This is a genomic window from Mycolicibacter engbaekii (genome assembly GCF_002101585.1).
In the GTDB taxonomy this organism is placed as follows: domain Bacteria; phylum Actinomycetota; class Actinomycetes; order Mycobacteriales; family Mycobacteriaceae; genus Mycobacterium; species Mycobacterium engbaekii.
In genome coordinates this window covers 31912-57803 of sequence record NZ_LQOT01000014.1, presented here as the reverse complement: position 1 = coordinate 57803, position 25892 = coordinate 31912, and the positions used below count along the sequence as shown (strand labels likewise).

26 protein-coding genes are annotated in these 25892 nt (G+C 68.0%); 3 read left to right on the top strand and 23 right to left on the bottom strand.

Translation table 11 applies throughout. The features are described from left to right. Window positions 1-19 precede the first annotated feature (19 nt). The 15 genes from AWC02_RS21805 to AWC02_RS02900 form a co-directional block, all read right to left on the bottom strand. The gene (locus tag AWC02_RS21805) at window positions 20-862 is read right to left on the bottom strand and encodes a mammalian cell entry protein (RefSeq protein ID WP_165757832.1); all 843 of its coding nucleotides are present in this window, start codon (window positions 860-862) and stop codon (window positions 20-22) included. Then, window positions 829-1377, bottom strand: a complete 549-nt coding sequence (locus AWC02_RS02965; RefSeq protein WP_085127080.1) for a mammalian cell entry protein — start codon at window positions 1375-1377, stop codon at window positions 829-831. The genes AWC02_RS21805 and AWC02_RS02965 overlap by 34 nt, the downstream gene beginning before the upstream one ends. Next, complete coding sequence (locus AWC02_RS02960; RefSeq protein WP_085127078.1) at window positions 1374-2339, bottom strand: RDD family protein; 966 nt, start codon at window positions 2337-2339, stop codon at window positions 1374-1376. Before AWC02_RS02960 ends, AWC02_RS02965 begins: the two co-directional genes overlap by 4 nt. Beyond that, window positions 2336-2992, bottom strand: coding sequence for an Mce protein (locus AWC02_RS02955; RefSeq protein WP_165757831.1), 657 nt, complete (start codon window positions 2990-2992; stop codon window positions 2336-2338). The genes AWC02_RS02960 and AWC02_RS02955 overlap by 4 nt, the downstream gene beginning before the upstream one ends. Next, window positions 2962-4554 (bottom strand): MCE family protein, encoded by a 1593-nt coding sequence (locus AWC02_RS02950; protein ID WP_085127076.1) that lies wholly within the window; start codon window positions 4552-4554, stop codon window positions 2962-2964. Before AWC02_RS02950 ends, AWC02_RS02955 begins: the two co-directional genes overlap by 31 nt. Beyond that, window positions 4548-5699, bottom strand: coding sequence for an MCE family protein (locus AWC02_RS02945; RefSeq protein WP_085127074.1), 1152 nt, complete (start codon window positions 5697-5699; stop codon window positions 4548-4550). The genes AWC02_RS02950 and AWC02_RS02945 overlap by 7 nt, the downstream gene beginning before the upstream one ends. A gap of 17 nt (window positions 5700-5716) precedes the next feature. Next, on the bottom strand, window positions 5717-7282 hold the full coding sequence (locus tag AWC02_RS02940; RefSeq protein WP_085127072.1) for a virulence factor Mce family protein: 1566 nt from the start codon (window positions 7280-7282) through the stop codon (window positions 5717-5719). After that, window positions 7279-8883: an MCE family protein gene (locus tag AWC02_RS02935; protein ID WP_085127151.1), complete on the bottom strand. Its 1605-nt coding sequence runs from the start codon at window positions 8881-8883 to the stop codon at window positions 7279-7281. Before AWC02_RS02935 ends, AWC02_RS02940 begins: the two co-directional genes overlap by 4 nt. After that, window positions 8880-9908 carry an MCE family protein gene (locus tag AWC02_RS02930; protein ID WP_085127070.1) on the bottom strand — a complete coding sequence of 343 codons (1029 nt, stop codon included), beginning with the start codon at window positions 9906-9908 and terminating at the stop codon, window positions 8880-8882. Before AWC02_RS02930 ends, AWC02_RS02935 begins: the two co-directional genes overlap by 4 nt. After that, window positions 9905-11116, bottom strand: a complete 1212-nt coding sequence (locus AWC02_RS02925; protein WP_085127068.1) for an MCE family protein — start codon at window positions 11114-11116, stop codon at window positions 9905-9907. Before AWC02_RS02925 ends, AWC02_RS02930 begins: the two co-directional genes overlap by 4 nt. A gap of 5 nt (window positions 11117-11121) precedes the next feature. After that, window positions 11122-11991 carry an ABC transporter permease gene (locus tag AWC02_RS02920; RefSeq protein ID WP_085127066.1) on the bottom strand — a complete coding sequence of 290 codons (870 nt, stop codon included), beginning with the start codon at window positions 11989-11991 and terminating at the stop codon, window positions 11122-11124. 1 nt (window position 11992) lies between these two features. Continuing rightward, on the bottom strand, window positions 11993-12730 hold the full coding sequence (locus AWC02_RS02915; protein ID WP_109559839.1) for an MlaE family ABC transporter permease: 738 nt from the start codon (window positions 12728-12730) through the stop codon (window positions 11993-11995). A 320-nt stretch (window positions 12731-13050) separates the two neighbouring features. Then, window positions 13051-14631: a fatty-acid--CoA ligase FadD5 gene (gene fadD5, locus AWC02_RS02910; protein WP_109560841.1), complete on the bottom strand. Its 1581-nt coding sequence runs from the start codon at window positions 14629-14631 to the stop codon at window positions 13051-13053. Window positions 14632-14694: 63 nt separating this feature from the next. After that, window positions 14695-15135, bottom strand: a complete 441-nt coding sequence (locus AWC02_RS02905) for an SRPBCC family protein (protein ID WP_046320410.1) — start codon at window positions 15133-15135, stop codon at window positions 14695-14697. A 36-nt stretch (window positions 15136-15171) separates the two neighbouring features. Then, the gene (locus tag AWC02_RS02900; RefSeq protein WP_085127061.1) at window positions 15172-15654 is read right to left on the bottom strand and encodes an acyl-CoA thioesterase; all 483 of its coding nucleotides are present in this window, start codon (window positions 15652-15654) and stop codon (window positions 15172-15174) included. Between the two features lie 14 nt (window positions 15655-15668). On the opposite strand from AWC02_RS02900, the gene AWC02_RS02895 reads away from it, so the two are divergent. After that, entirely contained in the window at window positions 15669-16784 is a 1116-nt protein-coding gene (locus tag AWC02_RS02895; protein WP_085127059.1) for an alcohol dehydrogenase catalytic domain-containing protein, read from the top strand. On the opposite strand, the gene AWC02_RS02890 is transcribed toward AWC02_RS02895, so the two are convergent. From AWC02_RS02890 to AWC02_RS02860, 7 genes are read right to left on the bottom strand one after another with little or no spacing between them, the layout of a single operon-like run. Continuing rightward, window positions 16765-18267, bottom strand: coding sequence for a flavin-containing monooxygenase (locus AWC02_RS02890; protein WP_085127057.1), 1503 nt, complete (start codon window positions 18265-18267; stop codon window positions 16765-16767). The two genes, AWC02_RS02895 and AWC02_RS02890, sit on opposite strands and share 20 nt — an antisense overlap. Continuing rightward, the gene (locus tag AWC02_RS02885; RefSeq protein ID WP_085127055.1) at window positions 18249-18980 is read right to left on the bottom strand and encodes an SDR family NAD(P)-dependent oxidoreductase; all 732 of its coding nucleotides are present in this window, start codon (window positions 18978-18980) and stop codon (window positions 18249-18251) included. The genes AWC02_RS02890 and AWC02_RS02885 overlap by 19 nt, the downstream gene beginning before the upstream one ends. Continuing rightward, on the bottom strand, window positions 18977-19723 hold the full coding sequence (locus AWC02_RS02880; RefSeq protein WP_085127053.1) for an HpcH/HpaI aldolase family protein: 747 nt from the start codon (window positions 19721-19723) through the stop codon (window positions 18977-18979). The genes AWC02_RS02885 and AWC02_RS02880 overlap by 4 nt, the downstream gene beginning before the upstream one ends. After that, on the bottom strand, window positions 19723-20691 hold the full coding sequence (locus AWC02_RS02875) for a zinc-binding dehydrogenase (protein WP_085127051.1): 969 nt from the start codon (window positions 20689-20691) through the stop codon (window positions 19723-19725). Before AWC02_RS02875 ends, AWC02_RS02880 begins: the two co-directional genes overlap by 1 nt. Window positions 20692-20694: 3 nt before the next feature. After that, window positions 20695-21870 (bottom strand): cytochrome P450, encoded by a 1176-nt coding sequence (locus tag AWC02_RS02870; protein WP_085127149.1) that lies wholly within the window; start codon window positions 21868-21870, stop codon window positions 20695-20697. A 50-nt stretch (window positions 21871-21920) separates the two neighbouring features. Further along, the gene (locus tag AWC02_RS02865) at window positions 21921-22637 is read right to left on the bottom strand and encodes an NIPSNAP family protein (RefSeq protein WP_085127050.1); all 717 of its coding nucleotides are present in this window, start codon (window positions 22635-22637) and stop codon (window positions 21921-21923) included. Continuing rightward, window positions 22637-23191, bottom strand: coding sequence for a hypothetical protein (locus AWC02_RS02860; protein WP_085127147.1), 555 nt, complete (start codon window positions 23189-23191; stop codon window positions 22637-22639). Before AWC02_RS02860 ends, AWC02_RS02865 begins: the two co-directional genes overlap by 1 nt. A 158-nt stretch (window positions 23192-23349) precedes the next feature. Here AWC02_RS02860 and AWC02_RS02855 point away from each other — a divergent pair, with 158 nt between their 5' ends. Then, window positions 23350-24045: a DUF427 domain-containing protein gene (locus AWC02_RS02855; protein ID WP_085127048.1), complete on the top strand. Its 696-nt coding sequence runs from the start codon at window positions 23350-23352 to the stop codon at window positions 24043-24045. Here AWC02_RS02855 and AWC02_RS02850 read toward each other — a convergent pair. Further along, on the bottom strand, window positions 24040-24939 hold the full coding sequence (locus AWC02_RS02850; RefSeq protein ID WP_085127046.1) for an acyl-CoA thioesterase: 900 nt from the start codon (window positions 24937-24939) through the stop codon (window positions 24040-24042). The two genes, AWC02_RS02855 and AWC02_RS02850, sit on opposite strands and share 6 nt — an antisense overlap. Window positions 24940-25018: 79 nt before the next feature. On the opposite strand from AWC02_RS02850, the gene AWC02_RS02845 reads away from it, so the two are divergent. Then, window positions 25019-25888, top strand: coding sequence for an SMP-30/gluconolactonase/LRE family protein (locus AWC02_RS02845; protein ID WP_085127044.1), 870 nt, complete (start codon window positions 25019-25021; stop codon window positions 25886-25888). Window positions 25889-25892 lie beyond the last annotated feature (4 nt).

Sequence of the window (25892 nt, the reverse complement as noted above, 5' to 3'; positions counted from 1 at the left end):
CTCCGGCCGGCGCCCGCGCTCAGCCCTGCAGACGGGGGGTGAGGTCCAGTGAGGTGATGGTGGGCATCCTGGTGACCACCCAACGGTTCTGATCCCGCTTCATGAACAGCCGGTAGGTCAGGTACTTGATCTGCGGGATCGATCTGCTCAGCTCACTGGTGGCTGTGGTGTTGGTGTAGACGATCACGGTGGCCTCGGGCCCATCGAGGGTTTCGACGGCCGCACCGACGATCTCGGTGGTGTCGGTGACGCGGGCCTGCTTGTTGCTGTCGGCGATGGCGTCGATGAACTTGCGGTACTGGGCTTCCAGATCACCGCTGAGGTACATCGCGGCCCGATCCGGCAGCGAGTCCATGTTCTCGGGCGTGTAGTTCCACAGCGTGTGGATCGCCCGAGCCGCTGTCCGGGCGATGTCCAGCTTGATAGCCACCTCCGCCCGGTCGCGCAGGTAGGGCTGCGCCGCGGCACCCGCGAATGCCGCGGCGCCGATGAATGCCGCGGCCGAGACGGCGACGGCTACCCGGACGCCGATACCGCGCCGGCGTACCGGCGCACCCGCGGCCCCGGGCTGATCCTGCTCTCCAGCTTCGGCTTCGGCGTCACCCTCACCCTCACCCTCAGCCTCGGCTTCGGCCTCGGCTTCGGCTTCGGCTTCGACTTCGGCTTCGGCTTCGGCTTCGACTTCGACTTCGGCTTCGGCTTCGGCTTCGGCGCCAGTGTCCACATCGGCGTCCGCCCCGGTGGCGTCGCCCGCCACCTCGCTTTCCGGTGTCGCCTCGACCGCCGGATCGGCCTGCCGATCGATCGGCGCACCCGAGGACGCGTCGGTCACAGCACCTGGTTCAGATCGCTGATCTTCCACTGGTCCCCTTCCTTCTGCGCCGTCGCCAGCCATCGCGTGGCGACCCGGACATCGTGCTTGCCGTCCGGCGACTTACCGGTGTTCTCCACGGCCACCAGCATGGTGACGCTGCCCTCGTCGTTCCACCGTTCGACACCCGCCGCCGTCACCGTTCCGGTGGTCGGCTCACTGCGGGCCACGGCGATCAGGATCTGATTGGCCTTCTCCTGGTACGCACTCGCGAAATCCCCGGTGGCATTGTCCAACACACGGGCCAGATAGTCATTGGCGTGGAACGGATCCGGCGAGGTGAACATCGTCATGAACGACTCCACGGCCGCCAGCGCCTCGACGTCGCGCAAGGCCGCACGACGGTGCTGCTCATGGGTCACCAGGGTCACCGCGCAGATGGCGATCGCCGCGGCGGCCGCCACCAGCGAACCGACGATCACCATCGGCAACCGCCGACGGCGCGGCACCGGACGCTCGACGTAGAGCGGCTGATCCTGCGGGTGCACGCGGCGGCGTGGACTCATCTGTCCCCCTCGGCGGGCAGCGGCTTACTGACGACGGTCAGATCGTCGACCCGCCACGCTCCCGACTGCTGGGCGAAAGCCACCCGCACGGTGGCACTGATCAGCCGCTCATCGCCGGCGACGCCCCGTTGACCCTGCAGGAACAGCAGCATCGTGGCCCGGTGCGGCGCGGCGTCGAGCACCGCGGCATCGGTCACCCGGTAGAAGTTGGGCACCGGTTTGGACTTGCGGATCGCGTCCTGTTGCGGCAGCAGCTGCTCACGATACTTGTCGGTGACCAACGACTGCGCGCGGTCGAAATCGTCCTGCAATGTCTCCGGGTCGTAGGACAGCATGTCGGCCACGATCTTCGGGCCTTGGCGGGTGATCTGCGATCGCGCCTGGTCGGTGTGGTGGTCGCGCTGGTAGACCAATCCGTAGGCGCCGGCAGCACCCAGCAGAGACAGGGCCGCCGATCCGATGAAGACGGCCATGGTCCACCGCCTGATGTCGGCGGGCCGCTCCCGCGTCACCGGGCGCACCTGGGTACGCGCCACCATGTCGGCGAAGGTGCGTCCCCGTTTGTCCCGCAGCGGCCACAACCAGCCGAGCGGAACCGGGATCGTGTCGAGAAGATGTGCCACTTCGCGAACCAGCAGGCGTCTGGGTCCGACCCCGGGCCCCGGCTCCGCGGCGGCACCGGTAGGCACGCGCGCCACCTCGATCCCGGTGAGCGCCCGGCCCAGGCTCCAACCGGTGATTGCGGGCAGCAGAATCCGGTTCACCGCGGTGGCCAGGAACGCCAACGCGGCGACAGCTGTAGCGGCCCAGCGCCACGCACTGTCGCCCGGCAAGGACAAGGCAAGCATGCCCATGCTGGCCATCACCACCACCCCGGGCAGCAGGTCGATCGCCAGGGCTGTCGCGCGAGTACGCCAACGGGCCGGGTCGCTGTGCGGCACCGGGGCCACCGGATCGGTCACCGGGCCACCTGGTCGAGCTTCGCGATTCGGTACTGACCGTCTTCGCGCACCATCTGAGCGCGCAACCGGTATCCGACCTCTTTACCCTGCGTCTCGATGTTGTCGATCCTGACCCGGAAGGCCACCAGAATGTCGACCGAACCGTCTGGATTGTTGCGCTCCACCGCGGCGCCCATCTCGGTGAGCTCGACCTGGACCTTCGCCGCCTGGTAGGCGTGGACGAACATCTCGGCGTACAGCGCGACCTGGGTGCGGAACTCGCCGGCCGTACAGTTCAGGATCTTCTGCTGCGCCAGCGCGATATCGCGCCCGTCCGGCGCCTGAGTGGCCAGGACGCATTCCTTGGCCGCGGCGATCGCCTCGGCGTTGTCGCGCGCCAGCGCCTGGCTTGCCGCGTGGTCCCGCAGACCTACCAGGCCGGCCGCCACCAATCCGGCGGCCAGCAGCAGCAACAGCGCACAGATACCCACCTGCTGGCGACGGCCGAGACGCGACGGTGCCGGTCCGGTGACTGCTTCCGCAGCGGCAGTCGCCTGCTGCGGGGCGTCCGCCTCGGGTTCCGTCACCGCGTCTTCAGCGTCCCTCGCCGAGGTATCTGCGGTCTGCTGGTCCTCGTCCGTGCTCAGCGGAACGGTGCCAGCATCCCCTTCCATCCGTCGTCTCCTAGGTTCATCGAGTTCTCGACGGAGTATTCGACGCCGTCTGGCCCCACCGCCTGGCCACTCTGCGGATTGTAAATCGCGGCAGGCCCCCCACTGGGGGTGTAGATGCAGGGGTTGGGTTGTTGCCCGTTGCACTGCACGGTACCCGTCCCGGGCCGCGTGAGTGGATCACTGGGCGGCGGCGGCGACGCCGGCACCATGTCGGCGGGCAGCGGGTTGAGGCCGGTGTTGACCGACGGCGCGGGAATCACGTGACCCGGCTCGACCGGCTGGTCACAGCGCGCGCCCAGGGCCGGGCAGTTCCGGATCTGGTTCGGGTCGCCGTACCAGGGGTTGGTACCCAGCGGCACGTAGGGCTTGTCGCTGCGGCACTCCTTGGGGGTGGGAGCCCGCTTACCCGGCACGTCGGCGCACGGGATGTTGCGGACACCGCGAACGTTGTTGGCCGGGGTGTCCTGCGGAATCCGGCACGACACGTCCGGCAGCTCCGCCGGGCTGGTGTCGGCGAACGCCCGCCACTCAGAGGCAGGAAGGTACCCGGTCAGACATGGCGCCGGGTAGTTCAGGCTCAGGCCCGGAATCGGAACCGGAAATATGGGCCCGGGGAAGGCGCCCAGCGCCACACCCAGCGATGCCCGGCCCGGGAAGGTCGAGCTCACCGTCTGAATGATCGAGCCCGCCTGCGGCAGGAAGACCAGCACCTGCTCGGTGTTGCGGTTGTAGCGCCTGGCCATATCGGTCAGGATCGCCATGTTGGCCATCAGCTGCGGCAGGCTGTCCCTGGTCTCGCTGAACACCGTATGCACCTGGTCGATCAGCGGGGGCAGGTCGGAGATGATGTGCTTGACCGTTTCGTCCCGGCTGGCCGCTTGCCCCGCCAGGATGTTCAGGTTGCGCGCCCACTGGTGGATGGCGTCGCCGGAATCGACCTGACTTTCGATGATCGGCGCGGACTTCTCCACGATGTCGTCGACGTCGGCGAGATTCTCCTTGAAGTCGCCGACTATCGCCTGCGTCGCGTCGACGAGCCGCTGCAGGGACGGGCCCAACCCGCCGACAGCCGTCGCGGTCTCGTCGAGCAGGGCAGAGATCTTGCCGGCCGGCAACGCTGCCAGACCCCGGTTGGCAGTGTCCAGCGCCGGTCCGATCGCCGCCGGGACCGTTCCCGTGGTGATCGTCTGACCTTGCTTGAGGTACTGGCCCGGGTTACCGGTCGACACCAGATCCAGGTACTGCTCACCGATGGCTGACACCGAGTGCACGTTGGCGCTGGCGTCGACGGGGATCTTGTACTTGCTGGAGATCTGGAATGTCGCCTGCGCGCCGGTCTCGGTCGGTTCCACGCTGGTGACTCGCCCGATGATGGTGCCGCGGTAGGTGACGTTCGCCGTCTTGTACAGGCCGCCCGCCTCGGGCAGGTCGGCTTTGAGGGTGTACTGGCCCAGCCCCGCCATGGTCGGCAGTCGCAGGTAGTAGACACCCAACACCAGCAGCGCGACCGCGGTCAGGACGCTGAAGATGACCAGTTGACGCTTGATCTGTGGTTTCAGCAATTCCGGTCAGCCCTTTCCACATACGGACCGCCGGGCGCGGTAGCCGGGTTCGGGGTGTACCGAACGTCCGGGATCATCTTCTCCGGGTCGTGACCGAAGGACTGCTCCAAGGCCCGCAGCATGCCGGAGAAACCGGTACCGGTCAGGATCGCGTTGTCGATGGACGCATAGGTGAGGTCGACCACCAGCGAGGTGTTGATGAAGTCACCCCGCACCGCCTTGAACGCACCGTCGACGTGGTACGGAGCAGTGATCATCACCTGCAGCAGGTCAGGCAGATAAGGCGAGGCCTTCCGCAGTTCCCGCGCCGGGCACTGGAAGGAGGTCAGCACCTTGTGCAGGTCCGACCGCGCGGGCGCGATCTGCTGGTTGACCTGGGTGCCCATCGCCCCCAAGGCGTCCACGGCGTTGATGAAGATCGCCTGCTGCGCGTTGAAGTACTTGAACAACGGCGGGAAGTCGGTCAGCGCCTTCTCGATGGTGTCGTTGTGCTCACCGAAGTAGCTCAGCAGCCGGTTGCTCGAGTCGATCGCCCGGGTGATGTCCTCGCGCTGGTCGTTGAGGTTGCCGATGAAGGTGTCCAGCTTGGTCAGGAAGGCGCGGATCTGGTCGCCACGGCCGTTGGACAGGGCGGCGAACTCGGTGGTGATGGTGTCCAGATCCGACAGGCCGCCGCGCTGCAACAGCAGCGCCAAACCCGCCAGGGTGCGTTCGATGGTCGGGTATGACGTCGAGTCGCTCAGGGCGATGGTGTCGCCGTTGCGCAGTTCGCCCTCCGGGTTCGCCGGGGCGGTCAACTCGATGTGCTGCGATCCCAGCAAGCTGGTCTGGCCGATCTTCGCCGTGGCGTTGCGCGGCAGGTGAACGTCCTTGTTCAGCCGCAGCTTCAGCGTGGCGATCCAGTTCTTCAGCTCGATCCGCTCGACCGCACCGACGAAGACGTCGGCGACCAGGACGCGGCTGTTGCCGTTGAGCGCCAGCGTGTCCGGCACCTGGACGTACACCGTGTAGGCGCCCGGACCGCTGCCCGGACCGCCGGGCAACGGCACGTTGGCGATACCGCGCCAGCTGCTGCACGACGAGAGCGTCAGGGCGGCCATCAGCAGCACCAGAGCCTGCCAGCCGCGCCGGCTGACCGTCTTCATCGCTGTCCTCCGTCTCATCAGCCTTGACCCCGCGGGGGCAGCGGCGCCACGGGCCCCGGAATGACGTTGGGTCCCGGCGGCGGCGGTGCTATCGGTCCCACCCCGGGCGGCTGGCCGATGAACGGCAGCGGACCGGGTGCCTCGTCGTAGGAGTTCGGCGGACCGGGCGGCGTCTGGTACTGCGATTCGACCGGCGCCGGGTCCGGGCCGCCCATCAGCTGCGCAAGAGACTCCGGGGTGAGCAGTCGCGCGGTGTCATGTCCGGGCTCCACGCCCTGCATGCCGGGCGCGGTAATCCAGCCGGGCTGGGTGTTGCGGTGCGAGAACGGGGTGTCGGGCACCCAGATACCCGGGACGGTGGTGTCCTTGTATCCCGGCGGCGGCTGAAGCCGCGGCTCGGAGTAGGCGATCTGCTTGGGCAGGGTGTACGCGCTGGTCCAGATGTTGATACCGAACGGCAGGTAGTTGAACTTGATCGCGTCCGCCACCGGAGCCAGGTACTCCGCGCACAGCTCGGCGGAGTCCTGGTAACCGAGCCGGCTGCCGGCCTGGATGGCGCTGCAGATGAACTCCATCGGGTTCGCGAAGTTCACCAGCACCGGAGAGCCGAGCACCATGCCCTGTGCCGGGTGGTAGATCTCGCCGACCGCGGACAACACGTTCGGCAGGATGTGCAGCGCGGTCTCGAAGCCGTCGAGGGCGTCGGGCTGGGTGATCGCGGTGGTCACCTGCTCCACATTGTTGATGGTGTGCACCAACGGTTTCGCGTTCTGGCTGAGGAACGCCTTGACGATCGTCATGGTGGCGTAGAACTGGTCGGTGGCCGTCGCCAGCGCCTGGTCGGTGCTGTTGAGGTTGCTGGTGAATTTCGCCAGGTCCCGGTTCAGCGCGACGAACTGCTGGTCGTTGTGGTCCAGCGCCTTGACGAACAGCGACAGGCTGCGCACCACCGCGAAGAAGTCGCCGCGGCCCTTGTTCAGCGCGGTCAGGGCTTCCGACAGATTGTCGAACGCCCTGTTGATCTCCTGGCCCTTTCCGGACAGGCCGTCGGCGAACGATTCGATGGCCTCGCCGATCGGCCCCTTCGGCTGCTCGGCGGTCGGACCCAGCTTGTTGATGATGTTGGTGACGTCGTTGCGCAGTGTGTCCCACTCGACCGGGACCTCGGTCCGCTCCTCGGGGATCACCGCGTTGTCGGCCAGCACCGCGCCACCGCGGTACGGCGGCTCCAACTGAATGGTGCGCGACGCGACCAGAGTCGGGTTCAAGATGATCGCCTTGGCCTCGGCGGGCACCTTGTACTTGTTGTTGTAGTGCAGGGTGACCTTCATCTTGTCGCCCGCCGGCTCGATCTTGTCGATCGCGCCGACGCGGACGCCCATGATCTGCACCGCATCGCCGGGGTAGAGCGCGTCGGTCTGCGGGAAGTAGGCGACGACGGTGTTGCTGTTCAGCTTTCGGAACAGCTGCACTCCGCCGAAGGCGGCCACCAAAGCCAGGGCCAACAGCAGCGATCCGACGATCACCGCCTTACGGGAGCGCTCCGGCAGTCGCAGGTTGCGAACATCAAAGACGGTACTCACGGCCGCTCACTCCCTCTTGCGCCGCCGCCGCCACCCGGCTGGCTGTTCCCGCCTTCTCCGGGCGTGATGAACGGTGCCGGCAGCTGGTTGCCGGGGCCGGGCGGGGCCGGCGGGCCAGGCGCCCGCGGTCCCGGCGGTGGTGCCGCGCCCGGGTTTGCCGGTGCCGGACCGGCGACCGGGCCCACAGGCTCCGATCGTGCTCCGGGGTTGGCGTCGGGCAGCGGAACCGGGGTGCCCGGCACCACCGGCGGAGTCTCGCCGGGGCGACCCGCGATCGGAATGCCCGGCGACGCCGGCAGACCGTCGGGGTTGGGCGGCGAGAACAGCACATCGGTCGGCCCCGGGTACGGACCGCTCGTCCCGAAGGGACCGGCGCTGGTGTCGACGTTCGCACACGGCAGCGGGTTGGCCGGGGTCGGGAACATTCCGGCTGCGGGCGCATAGGAGCACGGCGATCCGGGCGCGACGGCCGGCCCGGGGTGCTCGGGCGTGCCCTCGATCACCTGCGGAGCAGGCGGCGGTGCACCGTTGGCGAACCTGGTGCCGTTGGGGTCGGGGTAGCGGAACTCCGGCAGGCCGGCGTTGCGCCAGAACTCCTCCGGCGAGATGCCGCGCTTCTTGAACGCGGCGTCGACCCAGGGCTGCAGGATCCAGAACGGGACCAGGTTCAGGGTCGACACCTTGAAGTACGGGCCCGACGCGACCGCGTCGTTCACGATCGTGAGGTACCGGCCCAAGATGGTGAACATCTCCATCAGGTCTTCTTTGCGGCGCACCAACATGTCGGTGATGTTGGATGCCTCTTCGAACACGTGGTTCAGATCCAGGTTGGGGTTGTCCCGGACCAGGCCCTGAACCTGCTCGCCGAAGTACGCGATGTTGCCCAGCAACGCCGAGATCGCCTGACTGCGCTGGTTGACCGCGGCCGACAGGGTCTGGGTGTTGCGCAGCAGGGCGTCGATCTGCTCGCTGCGGGCGCCGATGACACTGGCCACCTGGTTGGTCTGGGCCAGCAGGTGGGTGATCTCCTCGTCGCGTTTGCCGATGGTGTCGGAGAACTTCGCGACACCGTCGAGGGCGGAGCTCAGCTCCGGGTAGGTCTGGTCGACGGTCTCCGAGAGCACCTTCAGCGACTTCTTGACCGTGTCGATGTCCCAGCCCGAGGCGGCCTTGGTGGCGTCGAAGACCGCGTCGTAGAGCTGGTAGGGCGTGGTGCTCTGACCCAGGGGCAGCACACTTTGCGGCGAGAGCCGACGCTCGCCCTTGGGCTCGATCGACAGGATCTTCTTGCCCAGGATGGTGTCGGTCTTGACGCCGATCCGGCTGTCGCTGCCGATCGGGTTGGCTCCCACCGAGAATTTCACCAGGACGTGGTCGCCGGCGATCGACAGGTCCTGGACCTTGCCGACGTCGACACCTGAGATGCGCACCTTGTCGCCGGCAGTCAGGCCGCCGGTGTCGGAGAGCTCACCGTAGTAACTCGGCTCGGCGAAAAGCATCGGCACCTGGGTGAAGCTCTGCCCCACCAGGGTCACCAAGATGACCGAGGCAACGCCGATGATGCCGATCCGTGCCCGGTTGGGCGGTTCCAGGGTCCTCACTGGGGCGTGCACCTCCCGGTCGGCTGCTGCCACAACCGGACGTTTCGCACCGGTCCGCCGGGCTGCAAGCCGGGAAGCTTGATGGTCGCGTCGCAGATGTAGAAGTTGAAGAAGTCACCGTAGACACCGGTGCGGCCAATCAGCTTCAAGGCCTTCGGAATCTTCTGGAACAGCTCGTCGACATCGTTGAGCCGGTCTGGTGGCTCGGGTCCGGCCACCGGGAACAGGCTGTGCAGCTGCGTGCGGTTGTCGGCCAGCAGGTCTGCCAGATTGCCTGCGGCGTTGCCGAATTCCGCGGTGCCGTTGGCCAGTCCGTCGGCGTGGTTGTTCAGGCCCTTGACCAGCTTGTCGAAATTGTCGACGGTCTCGTCGAACGTCTGGCGGTGCCGCACCGCGGTGTCGAGCACCACGTTCAGGTTTTTGACCACCTCGCCGATGGCCGCATCACGGTCGGCGATGTGGGAGGTCAGCTGGGCGGTCTGCTCCAGGATGTCGTTGATGGTTCCGCCCTGGCCCTGGAACACCGTGACGATGGTCGAGGCGATGGTGTTGATCTTGTCCGGGTCCAGTGCCCGAAAGACCGGCTTGAAGCCGCCGATCAACGCATCCAGGTCCAGCGCCGGCTCGGTCCGGGAGGAGGGGATGAACCCGCCCATGGGCAACCGCTCGTCGGCGCCCTGACCCTCGCCGCGCTTGAGCTCCAGGTAGCGGTTGCCGATGAGGTCGGCGTAACGGATCTGTGCGGTGGTCGACTGGTAGAGCGGCAGCGAACGGTCGACGTCGAAATCCACCACGGCGCGACGGCCGCCGTCGACCAGCCGGACTCGTTTGACCTTGCCGATCTCCACACCGGAGGCGCGGACGAACTGGCCCTGGCGCAGCCCACTGGCATTGCTGAACTCCGCGGAGTAGCGGGCTGTCCGGTCGAACCGGATCTGCCCGAACACCACGACGAGGCCGACCGTGAAGAGCAGCAGCACCGAGCCGACGGCGCCGAGTTTGATAGCGGTTCTGGTGATGTTCATGGGTTAATCGTGTTATCCCCGACTTGGCGACCCCAGACGTAATCAACGGCCAGGGGCGATCCGGTATCAAAGTGGTTGTACGGCGCTTGGCTGACTCCCGTGTCGGCCACCAGGTAGGGCGCCGGCCAGAAGTCATGGGTGATCTTCTGCCAACAACCCGGCGCGCCGCCAGGGCCACCGCGGGCGTTGTACCGCGGCAGGTTCTCGGGGTAGATGTACGGGTTGGCCGGGCCGACCAACTCACTGACGGTGTCGAGCGCGTAGCCGTCGCCGCCGAGGAACTCGTAGACCTTGGGTGCGCCCTCGGCCAGGTTTCGGATGGCGCAGAACAACTCCGGGCTGTACTCGTCCAGCAGCGCCGAGACCGGAACCAGATCGGCGAACTGGGCCCGGAAGTACGGACCGAACCGCTCGGTGATGTCGGCCCCAAGGTTGCCCACCCCGGCGGCGCCCAGCAACGCGGCGTCCAGTTCCTTCTGTTGGTTGGTGATCGTCTTGACGGTCACCACCGAGCTGTCCAGGAAGCCGATCAGATCCGGTGCCCCATTGGCGTAGACCTCGGCCAGGTTGGCGAAACCCTTGAGGTCGCGGCGGAACAACGGCATCCGCGCATTGGCGTCGTCGAGGATCGCATTGCCGTTGACCAGCGATTCACCCAGCTTGTCGCCCAGCCCGGTCAGAGCCTCCGCCGCGGCGTGCAGGGTCAGGTTCAGTTTGATCGGGTCGACGTGTTCGGACAGGTTGTTGATCGTCTCGAACAGCGTGTTGAGCTCGGTGGTCACCGAGGTCGCGATGATGTTTTTGGTGGTGATGCGCTCCCGCGCAGGGTGTTCCGGCGCGGTCAGCGAGACGTACTTGTTGCCGAACAGCGTGGTCGCCATGATGTCGGCCTTCACGTTGGACGGAATCAGCTTGAGGTACTTCGGGTTCACGTCGAGGGCGAACTTGGCGGCCGGCTTGTTCTCGTACTCGGTCGGCGTGATGCTCGAGACGCGCCCGATCTGGACCCCGTTGTAGGTCACCGGACCGCCGGGATCCATCACCAGACCGGCGCGCGGGGCCACCATGGTCAATGTCGTCGTCTTGGTGAAAGCGCCACGGAACTGGCCGTAAACCAGGCCGGCGATAAGGGCCAGGACCGCGAAGGTCACCAGGCCCGCGAGCCGGTACGGCGGGTTGTGGACTTTGTTCTGCTTCCCGTTTGCCATCCGCGTCACATCGTTAGGTTGAAGTTGGGGTCGACGCCGTAGAGCGCCAACGCGGCGAGCAGCACGACGGTGGGCACGGTGATCAGGGACAGGCGCATCGACTGGCCGACCGCGCTGCCCACGCCGACCGGTCCCCCGCTGGCGTTGAAGCCGTAATAGCAGTGGGTGATCATGACCACCACCGCGATCAATATGGTCTCGATGAAGGACCAGAACACGTCATCTGGCCGCAGGAACGTTCGGAAGTAGTGCTCGTAGGTGCCCGAGGACTGGCCGAAGAACAACGTGGTGACGATCTGCGGTGCGGCGAACGCCATGATCAGTGCGAGCGCGTAGAGCGGAATGATCACGGTGAAACCGGCCACCACACGCGTCGACACCAGGTAGGCGATCGAGTTGATCCCCATCACTTCGAGCGCGTCGATCTCCTCGCTGATGCGCATCGCGCCCAATTCGGCGGTGGCGCCCGCTCCCACGGTGGCCGCCAAGGCGATACCGGCGTTGACCGGACCGACCACGCGCACGTTGACCAGGGCCGCGGCGAAACCGGTGTAGGTCTCGACCCCGATGTTGCCCAGCGAGGTGAAGCCCTGGATGGCGATCAGCGAACCGCCGGCCAGCATCACGAAACCCATGATCGCGACAGTGCCGCCGATCACCGCCATGGCTCCGGTGCCCATCCCCAATTCGGCGACCAGACGCAGCGTCTCGGTGCGGTACCGGCGCAGCGCCCACGGAATCTGCCGAAGGGCGGCCACCGAGAACCAACCGAGCCGACCGCTCTTCTCCAGCGTGCGGCCAGCTACCCCGACATAGCGCTGATAGTTGGCGACCAGGCCGGGAAAGCGACCTCGCACCACCGCTGATGTCGACATGTCAGGTCCCCGTTCCGAACTTCACGCCGATGGTGGTCAGCACCACGTTCACGGCGAACAACGCAAGCACGCACAGCACGACGGTCTCGTTCACGGCGGTGCCCAGGCCTTTGGAGCCACCGCGCACGGTGAGCCCTCGATAGCAACCGACTAAGCCGGCGATGAGTCCGAACACGCTCGCCTTCACCGTCGAGATGATCACCTCGGGCAACCCGGTGAGCAGAGTCAACGTCGACAGGTAGGCGCCACCGGACACGTTCTGCAGGTAGACACCGAACAGGAAGCCGCCGGCCAGGCCGATCACGATCACCAGTGCGTTGAGCAGCAGGGCCACCACGGTCGCGGCGATCACCCTTGGCACCACCAGGCGATGGATGGGGTCGATACCCAGCACCTCCATCGCGTCGATCTCCTCGCGAATGGTCCGGGCCCCCAGGTCGGCGCAGATCGCGGTCGACCCGGCGCCGGCAACCACCAGCACAGTGACCAGCGGACCCAACTGGGTGACGGCCGCGATGCCTGCGCCGGCACCGGACACATCTGCGGCACCGAACTGCGCCAACAAGATATTGAGCGTGAAGACCAGCAGCACGGTCAGCGGGATGGCGACAGCGATGGTCGGGATGATGGCGACGCTGGTGATGAACCAGCCCTGCTGCAGCGTCTCGCGCCACTGGAAGGGCCGGACGAACAGGGCCCGGGCGGTCAGGGCACACATCCTGAAGAAACCGCCGACCATGATCAGCGGCGGCAGCACACGATCCCGGAGGAAGTCGGCGACACGGGGACTCGCTGGAGCGGTCACACCACCCCCCTCACAAAAGATCCCGCCGCACGACTCAGCAACAAACCGCGTCGCACAGTGTCTTCTCCCGTCCGTCGATCAGCGAGACCGGCGTCACCTTCTCGGCCCCGAGTGCCTTTGGCGACCATCGGACCATACCTGATGGCTCCGTGAGAGGAACATTGAACGGACGGAACCCACGCGCGTTTCCTACCGGGCAGTAACGCCCTGCCACCTCACTGATCGCCATAGTGAAAGCCGTGCACCTAATCGGTTCAGCGGGCCGAACCGAACTGAGTTCGCAGTTCGGTTTTGAGCACCTTGCCCGCCGGGTTGCGGGGCAGGGCCTCGACGATCTCCAGTGCCTTGGGGTGCTTGTAGCGCGCCAAACGCTCGGTCATGAACACCTCGAGCTCGGCCAGGGTCAGCCCTTCGCGGGACAACGCAGCAACCGCCACCGGCACCTCGCCCCACCGTTCGTCCGGGCGGCCGATGACGGCCACCTCGACGATGTCCGGGTGATCGGCCAGCACGTTCTCCACTTCGGCGCAGTACACGTTCTCGCCGCCGGAGATGATCATGTCCTTCTTGCGGTCGACCACCCACACGTAGCCTTCCTCGTCCATGCGGACCAGGTCTCCGGAGTGGAACCAGCCGCCGGCGAAGGCCTCGGCGGTGGCCTGGGGGTTGTTCCAATAGCCGCTCATCAGGGTGGGCGCCCGGTACACGATCTCGCCCACCTCGCCGACGGGCACGTCGTTCATCTGCTCGTCGACCACGCGGGCGCTGACCGTCGGAATCACGGTACCGACCGAACCGAGTTTCCTGATGGCGTCCTCGCCCAGCAGGATGCAGGTCACCGGCGACATCTCGGTCTGCCCGAAGGCCGCCAGGATCTTGGTGCCCGGGAACGTCTCCGCCATCTGCCGCAGCAGGGCATCCGAGGCCGGCGCCGCGCCCCACGACATGGTCCGCAGACAGATGTCACGCGGGTTGGCCTGCTGCTCGGCGCAGACCGCCTGCCACTGGGCCGGCACCAGGAAGATCCCGGTCACCCGCTCCGCGGCCAAAACGTCGAGCAGTTGGCCGGCGTCGAACGCGCCCAGCGGATTGATGACGGTCGGGATGCCCAGCCACATGCCGGGCAGCAGGTTGCCCACCCCGGCGATGTGGAAGAACGGCACACCGATGAACGCCACGTCGCCGGTGCCGGTCCCGGAGGTGTGCAGCGCCGTCATGGTCTGGCCCAGCAGGTTGGTGTGGGTGAGCACCGCGCCCTTGGGCAGGCCGGTGGTCCCCGAGGTGTAGATGATCAGGGCCGGGGAGTCGTTGGGGATGTCGACCGGCGCGTGCGGTTCGCCGGTCTCGTCGATGAGGTCTTCGTAGCCGATCAGACCCGCATCGCTGTCACTGGGAGCACCGGCCACCACCACGGTCTCCAGCAACTCGGTCAGCTCGCGCACGCCGGTGGCGACCGGCACCAGCGCCGGTTCGGTGATCAGCACCCTGGCCTCGCAGTCGCCGACCAGGTAGGCGATCTCCGGCGGGGTGAGCCGGAAGTTCACCGGGACCGCGATTCCGCCGAGCATGTTGGCGGCCAGCACCGACTCGACGAACTCGGTGCGGTTGAGCATCAGGATCATCACCCGATCGCCGGCGCGGACCCCGCGACGGCTCAGGGCGTCGGCCAGCGCCGCGACCCGGTCACGCAGCTGCGCCCAGGTGGTGGTCTGGCCGAGGAAGCGCAGCGCCGTCGCGTTCGGCTGCATCAGCGCGTGCCGGTCCAACTGGTTGACCCAGTTCTGTCGACGAGCACGGTAAGGCTGCTCGGCGGGATCGACGGTTGCGTGGCTCAATTCGGATCTCCCGCTTCGTATTGACGACGACACACGGCTTCCGCCGCTTGATCGACGCTGAGGCTAGCCTGCCGCGAGTGCTTCGGCGCGCCGTTTGAGATTGTCGGCCAGATAGTCCAGGGCGTTGTTGAAGGCCTTCTTGAGCATCGGCTTGGGCACCGACATCTCGGTCTCGACATTCATGTCGACGGTGAGCAACGTCGTGGGACCGATCTCGACCACGGAGAACAGCTGCTCCTGCTTGCTGAACAGGTCGCCCTGCTGCAGGACGGTCTGGATCTGGGTTTCGCTGGGGTAGTACACGGCCTGGATGAAGGTCCCGTCGAAGCCGGAGTAGGACGCGTCCAGGCGCAGCTGGCTGGGCCGGCCGTCGTCGTAACGGGCCAGCACCCAAATTCCTTTGACCTCTTCGTTCCATTGCGGATACGCCTCGAAGTCGGCCACGATACCCATGATCGTGGCGGCATCGGCGGCGACTTCGACGGTCTTGCTCACGAGCGGCACCCGCCGAGCATAGCCACCGGCCGGACGACCGCCGAGTTAAACCTGGGCGGTGCTCAGCAGCGCGCGGATACCGTCGGGAATCGGCACGGGCCGGCGGGTGGTGCGGTCGACGTAGACGTGGACCCAGTGCCCGAGCGCGGCCAGTGGCGCCCCCGCTGCGGGCTCGGCGCCGCGCTCGTCCGGGGCCCGGAACACCGCGAGCCGGTAGGTGACGCTGCTCCGTCCGAGCCGGGTCACGGCCAGCCCGACCGCCAACCGGTCCGGGAAGGCGAGTTCGCCCAGAAAGCGGCAACCCGACTCGGCCACCACCCCCAGCTGCGGTGTGGCGACCGGATCGGTGTCCACATGGGCGGCGATCCAGCCGTTGATGGCGGTGTCGAACAGCTGGTAGTACACCGCGTTGTTGAGATGACCGAACATGTCGTTGTCGGCCCAGCGGGTCAGCACCGGCCAGTGCACCGGGAAGTCGTGGCTGGTCAGGCCTTCCGGCGCGGGCGGGACCGCTGCGTCCGAACTCATGGTTGTATTCCAGCATGACCACGATCCGCGGGGCGGTGCTGGAGCGGATCGGGGCGCCGCGCCCGTATGCCGCCTCACGCCCGCTGACGGTGGCACAGGTGGAGCTGGACCCGCCCGGGCCGGGCGAACTGCTGGTGCGGGTCGAGGCCGCCGGGGTCTGCCACTCCGACCTGTCGGTGGTCGACGGGAACCGGGTGCGACCGGTGCCGATGCTGCTCGGCCACGAGGCCGCCGGGATCGTCGAGGCGGTCGGTGCGGGCGTCACCGCGGTGCGAACCGGACAGCGGGTGGTGCTGGCCTTCCTGCCCCGCTGCGGCGCCTGCCCGGCGTGCGCCACCGACGGCATGGCGCCGTGTGAGCCCGGCAGCGCCGCCAACGGTGCGGGGACCCTGCTCGGCGGTGGGCTGCGGCTGCACCGCGGCGACCAGACCGTCTATCACCACCTCGGGGTCTCCGGGTTCGCCACGCATGCGGTGGTCAACCAGGCGAGCGCGGTGCCGGTCCCCGACGACGTGCCTCCGGCGGTGGCAGCCCTCCTGGGCTGCGCGGTGCTGACCGGTGGCGGTGCCGTGCTCAACGTGGGCCGTCCGGGCCCGGGTGAGACCGTCGTGGTGGTCGGCCTCGGCGGGGTGGGGATGGCCGCGGTGCTGACCGCGCTGGCCTACGACGAGGTGCAGGTGGTCGCCGTGGACCGGCTGCCGGACAAGCTGACGGCCGCGGCCGAGCTGGGCGCGCACCGGACGTACACCCCCGAGCAGGCTCTCGCCGCCGGCGTGCGCGCCCCGGTGGTGATCGAGGCGGCGGGGCACCCCGCCGCGCTGGAGGCGGCGATCGGTCTGACCGCGCCCGGTGGGCGCACCATCACCGTCGGCCTGCCGGCTCCGGACGCCCGGATCAGCGTGTCGCCGCTGGGGCTGGTCGCCGAGGGCCGCTCGCTGATCGGCAGCTATCTGGGGTCAGCGGTTCCCGCGCGCGACATCCCGCGTTTTGTCGAAATGTGGCGGGCGGGGCGGCTTCCGGTGGAGCGTTTGGTGTCGTCCACCTTGCCCCTGGAGCGGATCAACGAGGCCATGGACCAGCTCGCCGACGGCGTCGCGGTGCGGCAGATCATCACCTTCGGTCGGCCCTGACCACCGGTTCGAAGGTGAAGTCGGCGGGCCGGAACCTGCGGGTCATGGCCCAGAAGGCACCGGCGCTACGCGGCCACTGCGTCACCACGCGTCCGTTTGCCGCCCGAAAATAGTTGCTGCATCGGGAAGTCCACACGGTGTTACGCATCCACCGGTCGACCTTGGCGATGAAGTCCGTCAGCGCGGCGGGCCGCACGGCGACATAGGACTTGCGCGTGCGTCGCAGGTGCTTGAACACCCGCACGATGTATCGCGCCTGGGCTTCCAGCACGAAGATCACGCTGTTGGACCCGACGTTGGTGTTGGGTCCGTAGAGCATGAAGAAGTTGGGGAAACCGGGCATCGCCATACCGAGATAGGCGCGCGGCCCGTCGCTCCAGGCCTGCTTGAGCGTGGTTCCTCCCTCACCGGTCACCTCGATCTGACCCAGGTAGTCCGCGGCCGCGTACCCGGTGGCGCAGACCACCACGTCGACTTCGCACTCGGTGCCGTCCTCGGCGACCACCGATCGGGCACGCAACGCCGCGGCCGGGCTGTTCACCACTTCGACGTTGGGCCGCGCCAGCGCCGGCAGGTACTCCGAGGAGAAGACCAGACGCTTGCAGCCCAACGGGTGATCGGGCGTGAGCTCTGCCCGGAGGCTCTCGTCGGAGATGGTGGTGTCCAGCAGTTTTCGCGCGACATCGGTCAGCTCCCTGGTCCTGTCGCTGCCGCTCTCGATCACCGAGATGTTCGCTTCGCTGCGCAGCCACAGCCGCAGCCGATACAGCCGCTTGGCCAGGGGGACGCGGGCGAAGACCCACCGCTGCAGCGGCGTGTAGGGACGGTCGGGTTTGGGCAGGATCCAGGTGGGCGACCGCTGCAGCGAGTACACCTTCTCGGCAACCTCGGCCAGCTCCGGCAGCAGTTGCGCCGCAGTCGAACCGGTCCCCAGCACCGCGACCTTCGCGCCGGCGATCGGCACCGTATGGTCCCACCGCGCCGAGTGCATGACGGTGCCGGTGAAGGGCTGCTCTTCGATCAGATCCGGCAGCACCGGCCGGGTGAACAGGCCGACCGCCGAGACCACCGCGTCGAACCGGTACTCGGCGCCGTCGCGGGCACCCAGGCACCACTGCCGCCGGTCTTCCTCCCAGCGGGCCGAACAGATCTCCGTGCCCAGCCGCAGATGTTGGGTCAGGCCGTGCTCGGCGGCGCAACGCTCGAAGTAGGCGAGGATCTCCGGCTGCTGGGACCATTGCCGCGACCAATGGGCGTTCAGGTCGAAAGAATAGGAGTACAGGTGCGACCTGACATCGCAGGCCAGACCCGGATAGGTGTTGATCCGCCAGGTCCCCCCGACCCCGTCCTCGCGGTCGAAAATGGTGAAGTCGAAAAAGCCCGCACGCCGCAACAGGATTCCCAAGGCCAGGCCGCCCGGACCGGCGCCGATGACGCCGATCGACAGCCCCTTTTTGGGCGGCTTCATCGGATCTGCAGACATTGGCCGCCGTCCACGATCAGTTCGGCCCCGGTGATGAACGACGCGGCCGGCGAGACCAGAAATGCCACCGCATCGGCCACCTCGCCGGGGCGGCCGAGCCGGCCACTGGCCGCCACGGCGGCCAGTCGCTGTTGCGTGACGTCGTCGAGCATCGGGGTGGAGATCGGCCCGGGAAAGACCGCGTTGACCCGGATTCCCGCCGGGGCCAGTTCGGCGGCGACGGTCTGGGTCAGCCCGCGCAGCGCCCATTTCGAGGAGCCATAGGCACTGTGCTGGGGGAACGGGCGGATCGCCCCGGTGCTGCAGGTGTTGACGATGGCGGCGCCTTCGCACTGCCGCAGCTGCTCCAGAGCCGCTTGGATGCCCAGAAAGGGGCCCAGGCAGTTGACCCGCCAGGCCCTTTCGAAGTCCTCCGGGGTCTCGTCGGCGATCGGCGCCCGGTGCAGGGTCCCGGCGTTGTTGATCAGCGTCGTCAACGCGCCGAACCGGCGCACAGCGGCGGCCACGGCCGCGTCCCACTGCTCGGGGCAGGTCACGTCCAGCCCGATGCCGATCAGCGCGTCGTCGTTGCGCGCGGCGACGGCGGCATCGAGCTCGGCCCGGTTCACGTCGCAGGCGGCCACCGCGAATCCGTCCGCCCGTAGCCGTTCTGCGATCGCCCAGCCCTGGCCGCGGGCCGCACCGGTGACCAGGGCCACGCGTGGTTGACTCATCGGCCCCTCGCCTCGTCGAGGTGGTCGATGGCTCCGCGCCGCAGTGCCTGCGACTCGGCGGCCAGCGTGATCATCTGGTATCCCAGACCGGCCAGCGCCGCACCAGCGGTGCCCGAGCCGGCGTGAATCGCCGCAGTCACGCCCGCCTCGGATGCCGCGCGCTGAATCCGGGCCATCGCTGTCAGCATGCCGGGATCGGTGGTGGCCCGGGCGACGTCGACCCCCATCGAGATGGCCAGGTCGGCGGGCCCGACGTAGACGCCGGCCAGTCCGGGGACCGCGCAGATCCGCTCCAGGTCGGCCAATGCCGCTGCGGTCTCGATCATGGCGAACACGTCCGCGCGCGCCTCCAGGGCACCCAGGTCGCGGCCCAATGCGGCCCGCAGGGGCCCGAAGCTGCGGTTGCCCGCCGGCGGATAGCGGGTCGCGGCGACTGCGGCCGCCGCCTGTTCGGCCGTCTCGATGAGCGCGACGATGACCGCGTCGGCTCCGGCGTCGAGCACCCGGCCGATGGGGGCCGGATCGGCGTTGGGCACCCGGACCGCCGTCGCGATCGGCAGGTGCTCGGTGTAGCGCAGCATCGAGGCGATCCGGGCGTCATCGAGGTAGCTGTGCTGGGCGTCGAAGCCCACGTAGTCGTATCCGGCGCGGGCGAACTCCTCGGGCCCCAACACGGTTGGACCGGTGATCCAGCCGCCCCAGAGCGGTGCCCGCTGCGCCAGCGCGTCGCCCAACGCCGACATCAGGCGACCATCGCGATCTTGACGCGGCCCGGAACCGGTCGTGCCGCCAGCTCGAAGGCGTCCTGCGCTTGGTGGCAACCGAAGACGTGGGTGACGTAGTCGCCCAGCAGTTCGGGATGATCGGCGGCGAAACGCGCTGCGGCCGAAAGCATCCGCCGACGGTCGTGGGTAATCCCGGAGATCAGTGTCAGATTGTTGCGCAGCATGGCGCGCATGTTGATCGGATAGCTGTCGTCGTCGGGGACTCCGAAGTAGAACACCGTCCCGCCGGGTGCGGCGGCTTCGATGGCGTGGCCCAAGGTGGCGACCTGGTGGCCGACCGCCTCGATCACGATCTCCGGCCGGTCGGCGGGGTCCAGGTGGCGCAGCCAGCGGTCGCTGGTCGCCTGGATGACGGAGTCGACGCCGAACGCGGCGGCCACATCGCGGCGGTCGACGGGGTCCACCCCGGTGACCCGACGTGCGCCGGCGGCTTTGGCCACGACGCTGAACAGCAGGCCGATCGAGCCCTGACCGATCACCGCGACGTGGCGCCCGGCGAGGTCGGGCAACTGTTCGACGGCGTAGAGCACACATGCCAGCGGCTGCAGACCCACCGCTCGGGCGGGATCCAGTGCCGGGTCATATCCCAGCAGCCCGTCGCCGTCACTGACCACCTGCTCCATCAGGCCGTCGAAGCCTGAGGCCCAGCCGACGACGCGGTCTCCGGGCCGATGCTGGGGATGCCGGCTGACGATGACGTCGCCGACGATCTCGTGGATAGGAAAGCCGAGCTTCTCGGCGGCGCCGGCACCGTCGTCACCGGGCAGCCTGCCCTGCGCGCCACGAAAGGCCGGGAGGTCGCTGCCGCACACTCCGGCAGCGACGAACCGCAACAGCACCTGGCCCGGGCCGACCTGTTGTTCGGCGGGTTCGGCAACCTCGACTCGCTCGAACTGATACGGCGCGATCAACCGGTGTGCCCACATGTTCTACACCTCCACCGGAATGCTGTTCCAACCCCACTGGAAGCTGGACGGCAGCCTGGTCGCGCCGTCCTCGATGATGCGGTACTCCCGGACACGGCGCAGCCATTCCTCCACCAGCACCGTGACTTCCAGCCGGGCCAGGTGATAACCGATACAGAAGTGCTGTCCGCGCCCGAAAGCCAGCGACCTTTCTATCTTTCGGTCCCAATGGAATTCGTTGGGATTCGGGTACTGACGCTCGTCCCGGTTCGCCGATGCCAACAGAGCGATGATGCGCTGACCGGGCTCGATCGTCCTGCCGTGCAATGCGAAGGGTTTGCGGGCGGTGCGGGCGAACCATTGCGCGGGGGCGCAGTACCGGATCATCTCCTCGCGTGCGCGCGGCACCGTGCTGGTGGGATCCGATCGCACCGCGGCCAGTTGGTCCGGCCGGCGGGCCAGCTCCCACAGTCCGTGCGCCACGATCTTGGGCACCGTCTCGGTGCCGCCGATGAAGATGCACAGCAGCTGCGTTGCGGCTTCGACGTCGTCGAGGTCGCTGCCGTCCGGTAACCGGTAGGCCAGCATTCCGTCGACGATCGGCAGTGCGCCGTGATCCCGCTCGGCGCGGCGGCGTTGCACGGCCGGGATGAGGTACTGCAGATAGTTGGGTCGCGCCGCGGCCGTGTCCACCCCGCTGCCGGCCTGCGCGAGGCTCCCGGCGTTGACCGCGGCGAGTACCTCCGCGGCCAGGTCGATGGGAATGCCCAGTAGTTCGCACACCACCTGGGCCACCACTATTCCGCCGTAGTCACAGGTCAAGTCGAAGCGACCGCGCGGAAGCAGTTCGTCGAGCCGCTGGTTGGCCAGGGTACGGACGCGGTCTTGCCAGTCGGCCACCGACCGGGGCCGGAATGCCGGCGACTGCAGCCGCCGGATGTCGTCATAGATCGGCTTGTCGAAGACGGCGTGGAAGGGCAGCGGATGCAGCGGCGGGTCGGGTACCGGGCCGTTGTTGTGTTGTGCCAACACGCTGGCCGGCGGCAGGGTGCCCTCGGAGGCCACGAAGGTTCCGTCGCTGACCGCCAGCACATCCCAGATGTCGTCGAATCGGGACAGTGCGTAGAGATCCCACTGCGGCACGTAGTAGAGCGGGTGACGGTCGCGCAGCACGCGGTAGTACGGCAGCGGGTCGGCCATCACCGCCGGATCGAAGGGGTCGTAGGAGAACTCCGGCGCCGCAACGCTTGTCACGTGTTGTCTCGCTGGAGCGGCGAGGGGGGCAAGGCCTGCAGGATCGAGTCCTCCCAGCCGTCACGCAAGGCAGGCGCCACGCTCATCCAGGTCACGATCTCGGCCGGCGGGTGGTCTTTCCACGACGGGTAGTGCTCGGCGAAGCAGTCCCATCCGCCGTCGAGCGCCCAGTAGTGGATGACCTCGTTGAAGCGGAACGTGGTGGTGAACGAACCGAGCCAGCGCTTTCCGGTGCGCTCCGACCACGGCACGTACAGCCGCTCCAGCTCGCGGATGTAGTCGTCCTGGCGACCGGGCTTGGTCTGCATGATTTCCTGAATCACCACGGTCGCGTCGAAGCCGGAGTCGCACAGCGCAGACAGGGTCTTGTTGCGCGGCCCGGGATACATGATGCGGCCCTCCCCCGAGGCACCGATGCCGGCCAGGTAAGCCGACCAATCGGCCGCGGGCTGGGCGTGGCTGCCGCCCCGGCTCTGTGCCCGCCCGATCCGGGCGTAGTCGGCGAACGCGTCGATCTCCCAGATGACGGTGACCTGCGGCCAATGCCCGTTGTAGGCGGTGGACTCCCACAGTCCGAACAGGCGGGCGCCGAGGTCGGTCATCATGGGCTGGTAGGTCTCGGTGAAGTGGCGGGTGAAGTCGTCGCTGGTGCCGCGGCCCAGATCGATCGTCTCGTGCAGATACAGCAGGGTGTGGTCGTAGTACTTGCGCATCAGCAGACCGATACCAGATCGGAAGCGACTGGCAGGCAATGACTCTGGTCGCTGCGGAATGTCTCCGGCCCGTCGATGCGCCCCACCTCCCCGCCGGCGGCGGCCAGCGCCCGTCGTTTGAACGCCCGTCCTGCCACGGTGGGTGTGTGCTGGACCGCGCGCAGCCGGTGATCCAGCTCCAGCGTCGCGGGCCGCCCCCACACCACGAGCTCCGTCAGGCTGCACCGCAGCGCCTGCTGCACCCGCTGGTGGATCCGCGTGTCGGCGCGGAGCGCCTCGGCGGCCACCGCCAGGGCGTGCCCGGGCGCCTCGCGCTCGGGCGCGGCAAGGTGGGCCTCCAGGTCGGCGGTGGTCAGACCGAGGATCTGCAACGGCCGCAGGTCCAGGTGCGAGGGCACCCGCACGCGCACGTCCCAGCCGGTCGCCGCCCGCTGGTACAGCCAGCCGCCGGCGCTGTGCACCAGGCCGGCGACGTCGCGGGCGATGACGTCGAGTCGGTAGCGCAGACACGGTTCGTGCGCCGGGGAATCAAGGGCCGCAGCGGTACTCGTCATCACATCTTCCCAGCTCGTCGCGAGGACCATCAGACGGTGCCGCCGGTCCGACGAGCCCGGTCCGTCCGCGCAGCACAACTTCCGGTGATATTACAGTTGGAGCAGAATTTGTAAAGCCGAATTCGGTGGACACGACCGGGGGCAAGGGGTGAGGGCACGTGAGTCTGGTTGCCGGGCATGGTCCGCTCAGCACTGAGCGGGCCGGTTGGTTCACGCCGGAGATCACCGGCGCTTTGGTCTACGTCGAGCCGCATCCGCGCCGGGTGCAGGCGATCCGCGCTCAGCGCTGCGTGATCGACACCGAAGAGGTGCTGCTGGTGCATCGCCAGGGCGAGCCGTTGAGCTACGCCTTTCGCGAGGACGCCGTTCGCGGGCTGCCGTATCGGGCGCTGCCGGAGGCGCCCGGCTTCGTGCAGGTTGCCTGGGACGCTGTGGACACCTGGCTCGAGGAGGGCCGTCGGCTGGTGCACTACCCGCCGAACCCCTATCACCGGATCGATTGCCGCCCTACCCGGCGAGCCCTGCGGGTCGAGGTCGCCGGCGTGGCCCTGGTGGACACCGACGACACGATCATCCTGTTCGAGACCGCCCTGGCCCCGCGGCTCTACGTCAGCGCGAACCACGTGCGCACCGACCTGCTGCAGGCATCGGCGACGTCGACGTACTGCAACTACAAGGGCTACGCCAGCTACTGGAGCGCGGTGGTCGGTGACACCGTCATACCGGACGTGGCGTGGGCCTACCTGGAGCCGCTGCCCGAAAGCGCGGCGATTTCCGGGCTTTTCAGCTTCGATCTGTCCCGGGCCGCCGGTTTTGCCGAGCTGCCGAAACCGGCTGGGCGTCTGCCGCTATAGCCGCGAGTGCTCGGCGATGGTGTTGTCGCTGGTACGCAATGGCCGGATCAGCCCATCCTGGGCGAAGGAGGCGATGAGTTCGCCCTTCTCGGTGTGCACCGTTCCGCGAACGTAGGACATGCCCGCGCCCACCTGCGTGCTCTCGTGACTGTAGAGGAGCCAGCCGTCCCAGCGGACCTGCTCGTGGAAGCTCACCGTGACGGTCATGGGAGCTGTGGACACCGTCACGTGCGACTGGCTCGTTCCGATCCCGGCATGCGCGCGCATCGTGGTTGAGATCCCCAGATGTCCGGTGAAATAAGCGATCAGGGCCTTGGCGAGATCATCACGGGCAGGAATCGGGTCATAGTGCAGCCAGGCGTAGAGCTCCGGGGGCCCTACCTCGTCAGGACTGTTGACGTCCACCACGTCGACCAGGCGCACCTCTCTTCCGGTCATCGGCATGACGCAGGGGTTGGCCTCCGCCGGGGCGGTGACGTCCGGGCGGGGGAGGTGGTGGGTGATGATGTCGGCCGACGGGACATCGGCGAGCACCGTGATGGTTGCGCAGCGTTTGCCGTTCTGCAGGACCGAGATCACCGCGGTGGCCGTGGAGCGCCCCTCGCTGACGACATCGATCGCGTATTCCGCCGGCGGCCCCACCAGAACAGCCCGGGCGAACACCGCGTGCACCGACCGGATCGACTTGTCCGCGAACCGTTGCGCCGCCGCCACGATGGCCTGCGCGACCAACTGGGTGCCCTCCACCACCTGACGCTCGTCCCCGCCGGCCAGTCCGGTGGCGCCGACGAAGCGGTCCGGACCGTCGGCAACCACCTCGAACAGGTCCAGCAGGCCGCTTACCGACCAGTGCGTCGCGGGGGAGGTCTCGGTTGGCGCGGATGTTTCAGACATTCCGCGAGCGTGACATTTTGGGCGCATTTTGTAAAGTGTGTGCAAGCCGCGCCCAGGGCGGCCGGACAGGAGGGCGACAGTGTTGGGTATCGCCGAGACGGGTTCGCAGCCAGACGTCGACACCACGTCGTCGACGCCTGCACCCCTGGCGGGCGGCTTCTGCTTCGGGGAAGGGCCCCGCTGGTTCGAGGGCTTGTTGTGGTTTTCGGACATGCTCGGCGAGGCGATCCACACCGTCACGCTGAACGGCTCGATGACAACGGTTCCCCTGCCGGGCCACAGCCCCAGCGGGCTGGGCTTCCGGCCGGACGGCACGCTGCTGATCGCCTCGGCCGCAGATCGTCAGGTGCTCAGCTACGACGGCGACTCGGTCACCACGCTGGTCGATCTGGCTGACCGCGTGCCGGCCGATCTCGGCGACATGGTGGTGGACGCGGCGGGCCGCTGCTACATCGGGTCACAGGCTCCCTCCGGTGGGGTTCTCGTACGCGTGGATCCGGACGCGAGCGTGCGCATTGTCGCCGAGGACCTCGACTTTCCGAACGGGATGGTGATCTCCCCGGACGGGACCACGCTGACCGTGGCCGAGTCGATGGGCCGCCGGCTCACCCGGTTCACCATCGACGCCGACGGCGGACTGCGAGCCCGCCGCACCTTCGCCGACGGGCTGGACGGACCGCCGGATGGCATCGCGCTCGACGCCGCCGGAGGGGTCTGGACGGCGATGACGCTGGCGAATCAGTTCGAACGCATCGTCGAGGGCGGCATCGTGACCGACCGCATCGCGACCGGCGGCCGGGCCGCGATCGCCTGCGCACTGGGCGGCCGGCAGCGCCGCACCCTGTTTCTGCTGACAAGTCCCAGCGCCTACCCCAAGCGGCTGATCGGGACCCGCGACTCACGGCTGGACACGGTGACCGTGGAGACTCCCGGCGCCGGATTGCCCTGAAAGG

Coding starts and splice junctions, on each gene's coding strand:
- AWC02_RS02870 (WP_085127149.1), bottom strand. CDS start 21,870: ATGGCCGACCCGCTGCCGTACTACCGCGTGCTGCGCGACCGTCACCCG.
- AWC02_RS02915 (WP_109559839.1), bottom strand. CDS start 12,730: ATGGTCGGCGGTTTCTTCAGGATGTGTGCCCTGACCGCCCGGGCCCTG.
- AWC02_RS02900 (WP_085127061.1), bottom strand. CDS start 15,654: ATGAGTTCGGACGCAGCGGTCCCGCCCGCGCCGGAAGGCCTGACCAGC.
- AWC02_RS02850 (WP_085127046.1), bottom strand. CDS start 24,939: ATGTCTGAAACATCCGCGCCAACCGAGACCTCCCCCGCGACGCACTGG.
- AWC02_RS02885 (WP_085127055.1), bottom strand. CDS start 18,980: ATGAGTCAACCACGCGTGGCCCTGGTCACCGGTGCGGCCCGCGGCCAG.
- AWC02_RS02920 (WP_085127066.1), bottom strand. CDS start 11,991: ATGTCGACATCAGCGGTGGTGCGAGGTCGCTTTCCCGGCCTGGTCGCC.
- AWC02_RS02890 (WP_085127057.1), bottom strand. CDS start 18,267: ATGTCTGCAGATCCGATGAAGCCGCCCAAAAAGGGGCTGTCGATCGGC.
- AWC02_RS02895 (WP_085127059.1), top strand. CDS start 15,669: ATGACCACGATCCGCGGGGCGGTGCTGGAGCGGATCGGGGCGCCGCGC.
- AWC02_RS02925 (WP_085127068.1), bottom strand. CDS start 11,116: ATGGCAAACGGGAAGCAGAACAAAGTCCACAACCCGCCGTACCGGCTC.
- AWC02_RS02860 (WP_085127147.1), bottom strand. CDS start 23,191: ATGACGAGTACCGCTGCGGCCCTTGATTCCCCGGCGCACGAACCGTGT.
- AWC02_RS02875 (WP_085127051.1), bottom strand. CDS start 20,691: ATGTGGGCACACCGGTTGATCGCGCCGTATCAGTTCGAGCGAGTCGAG.
- AWC02_RS02965 (WP_085127080.1), bottom strand. CDS start 1,377: ATGAGTCCACGCCGCCGCGTGCACCCGCAGGATCAGCCGCTCTACGTC.
- AWC02_RS02955 (WP_165757831.1), bottom strand. CDS start 2,992: ATGGAAGGGGATGCTGGCACCGTTCCGCTGAGCACGGACGAGGACCAG.
- AWC02_RS02880 (WP_085127053.1), bottom strand. CDS start 19,723: ATGTCGGCGTTGGGCGACGCGCTGGCGCAGCGGGCACCGCTCTGGGGC.
- AWC02_RS02945 (WP_085127074.1), bottom strand. CDS start 5,699: ATGAAGACGGTCAGCCGGCGCGGCTGGCAGGCTCTGGTGCTGCTGATG.
- AWC02_RS02865 (WP_085127050.1), bottom strand. CDS start 22,637: ATGCGCAAGTACTACGACCACACCCTGCTGTATCTGCACGAGACGATC.
- AWC02_RS02930 (WP_085127070.1), bottom strand. CDS start 9,908: ATGAACATCACCAGAACCGCTATCAAACTCGGCGCCGTCGGCTCGGTG.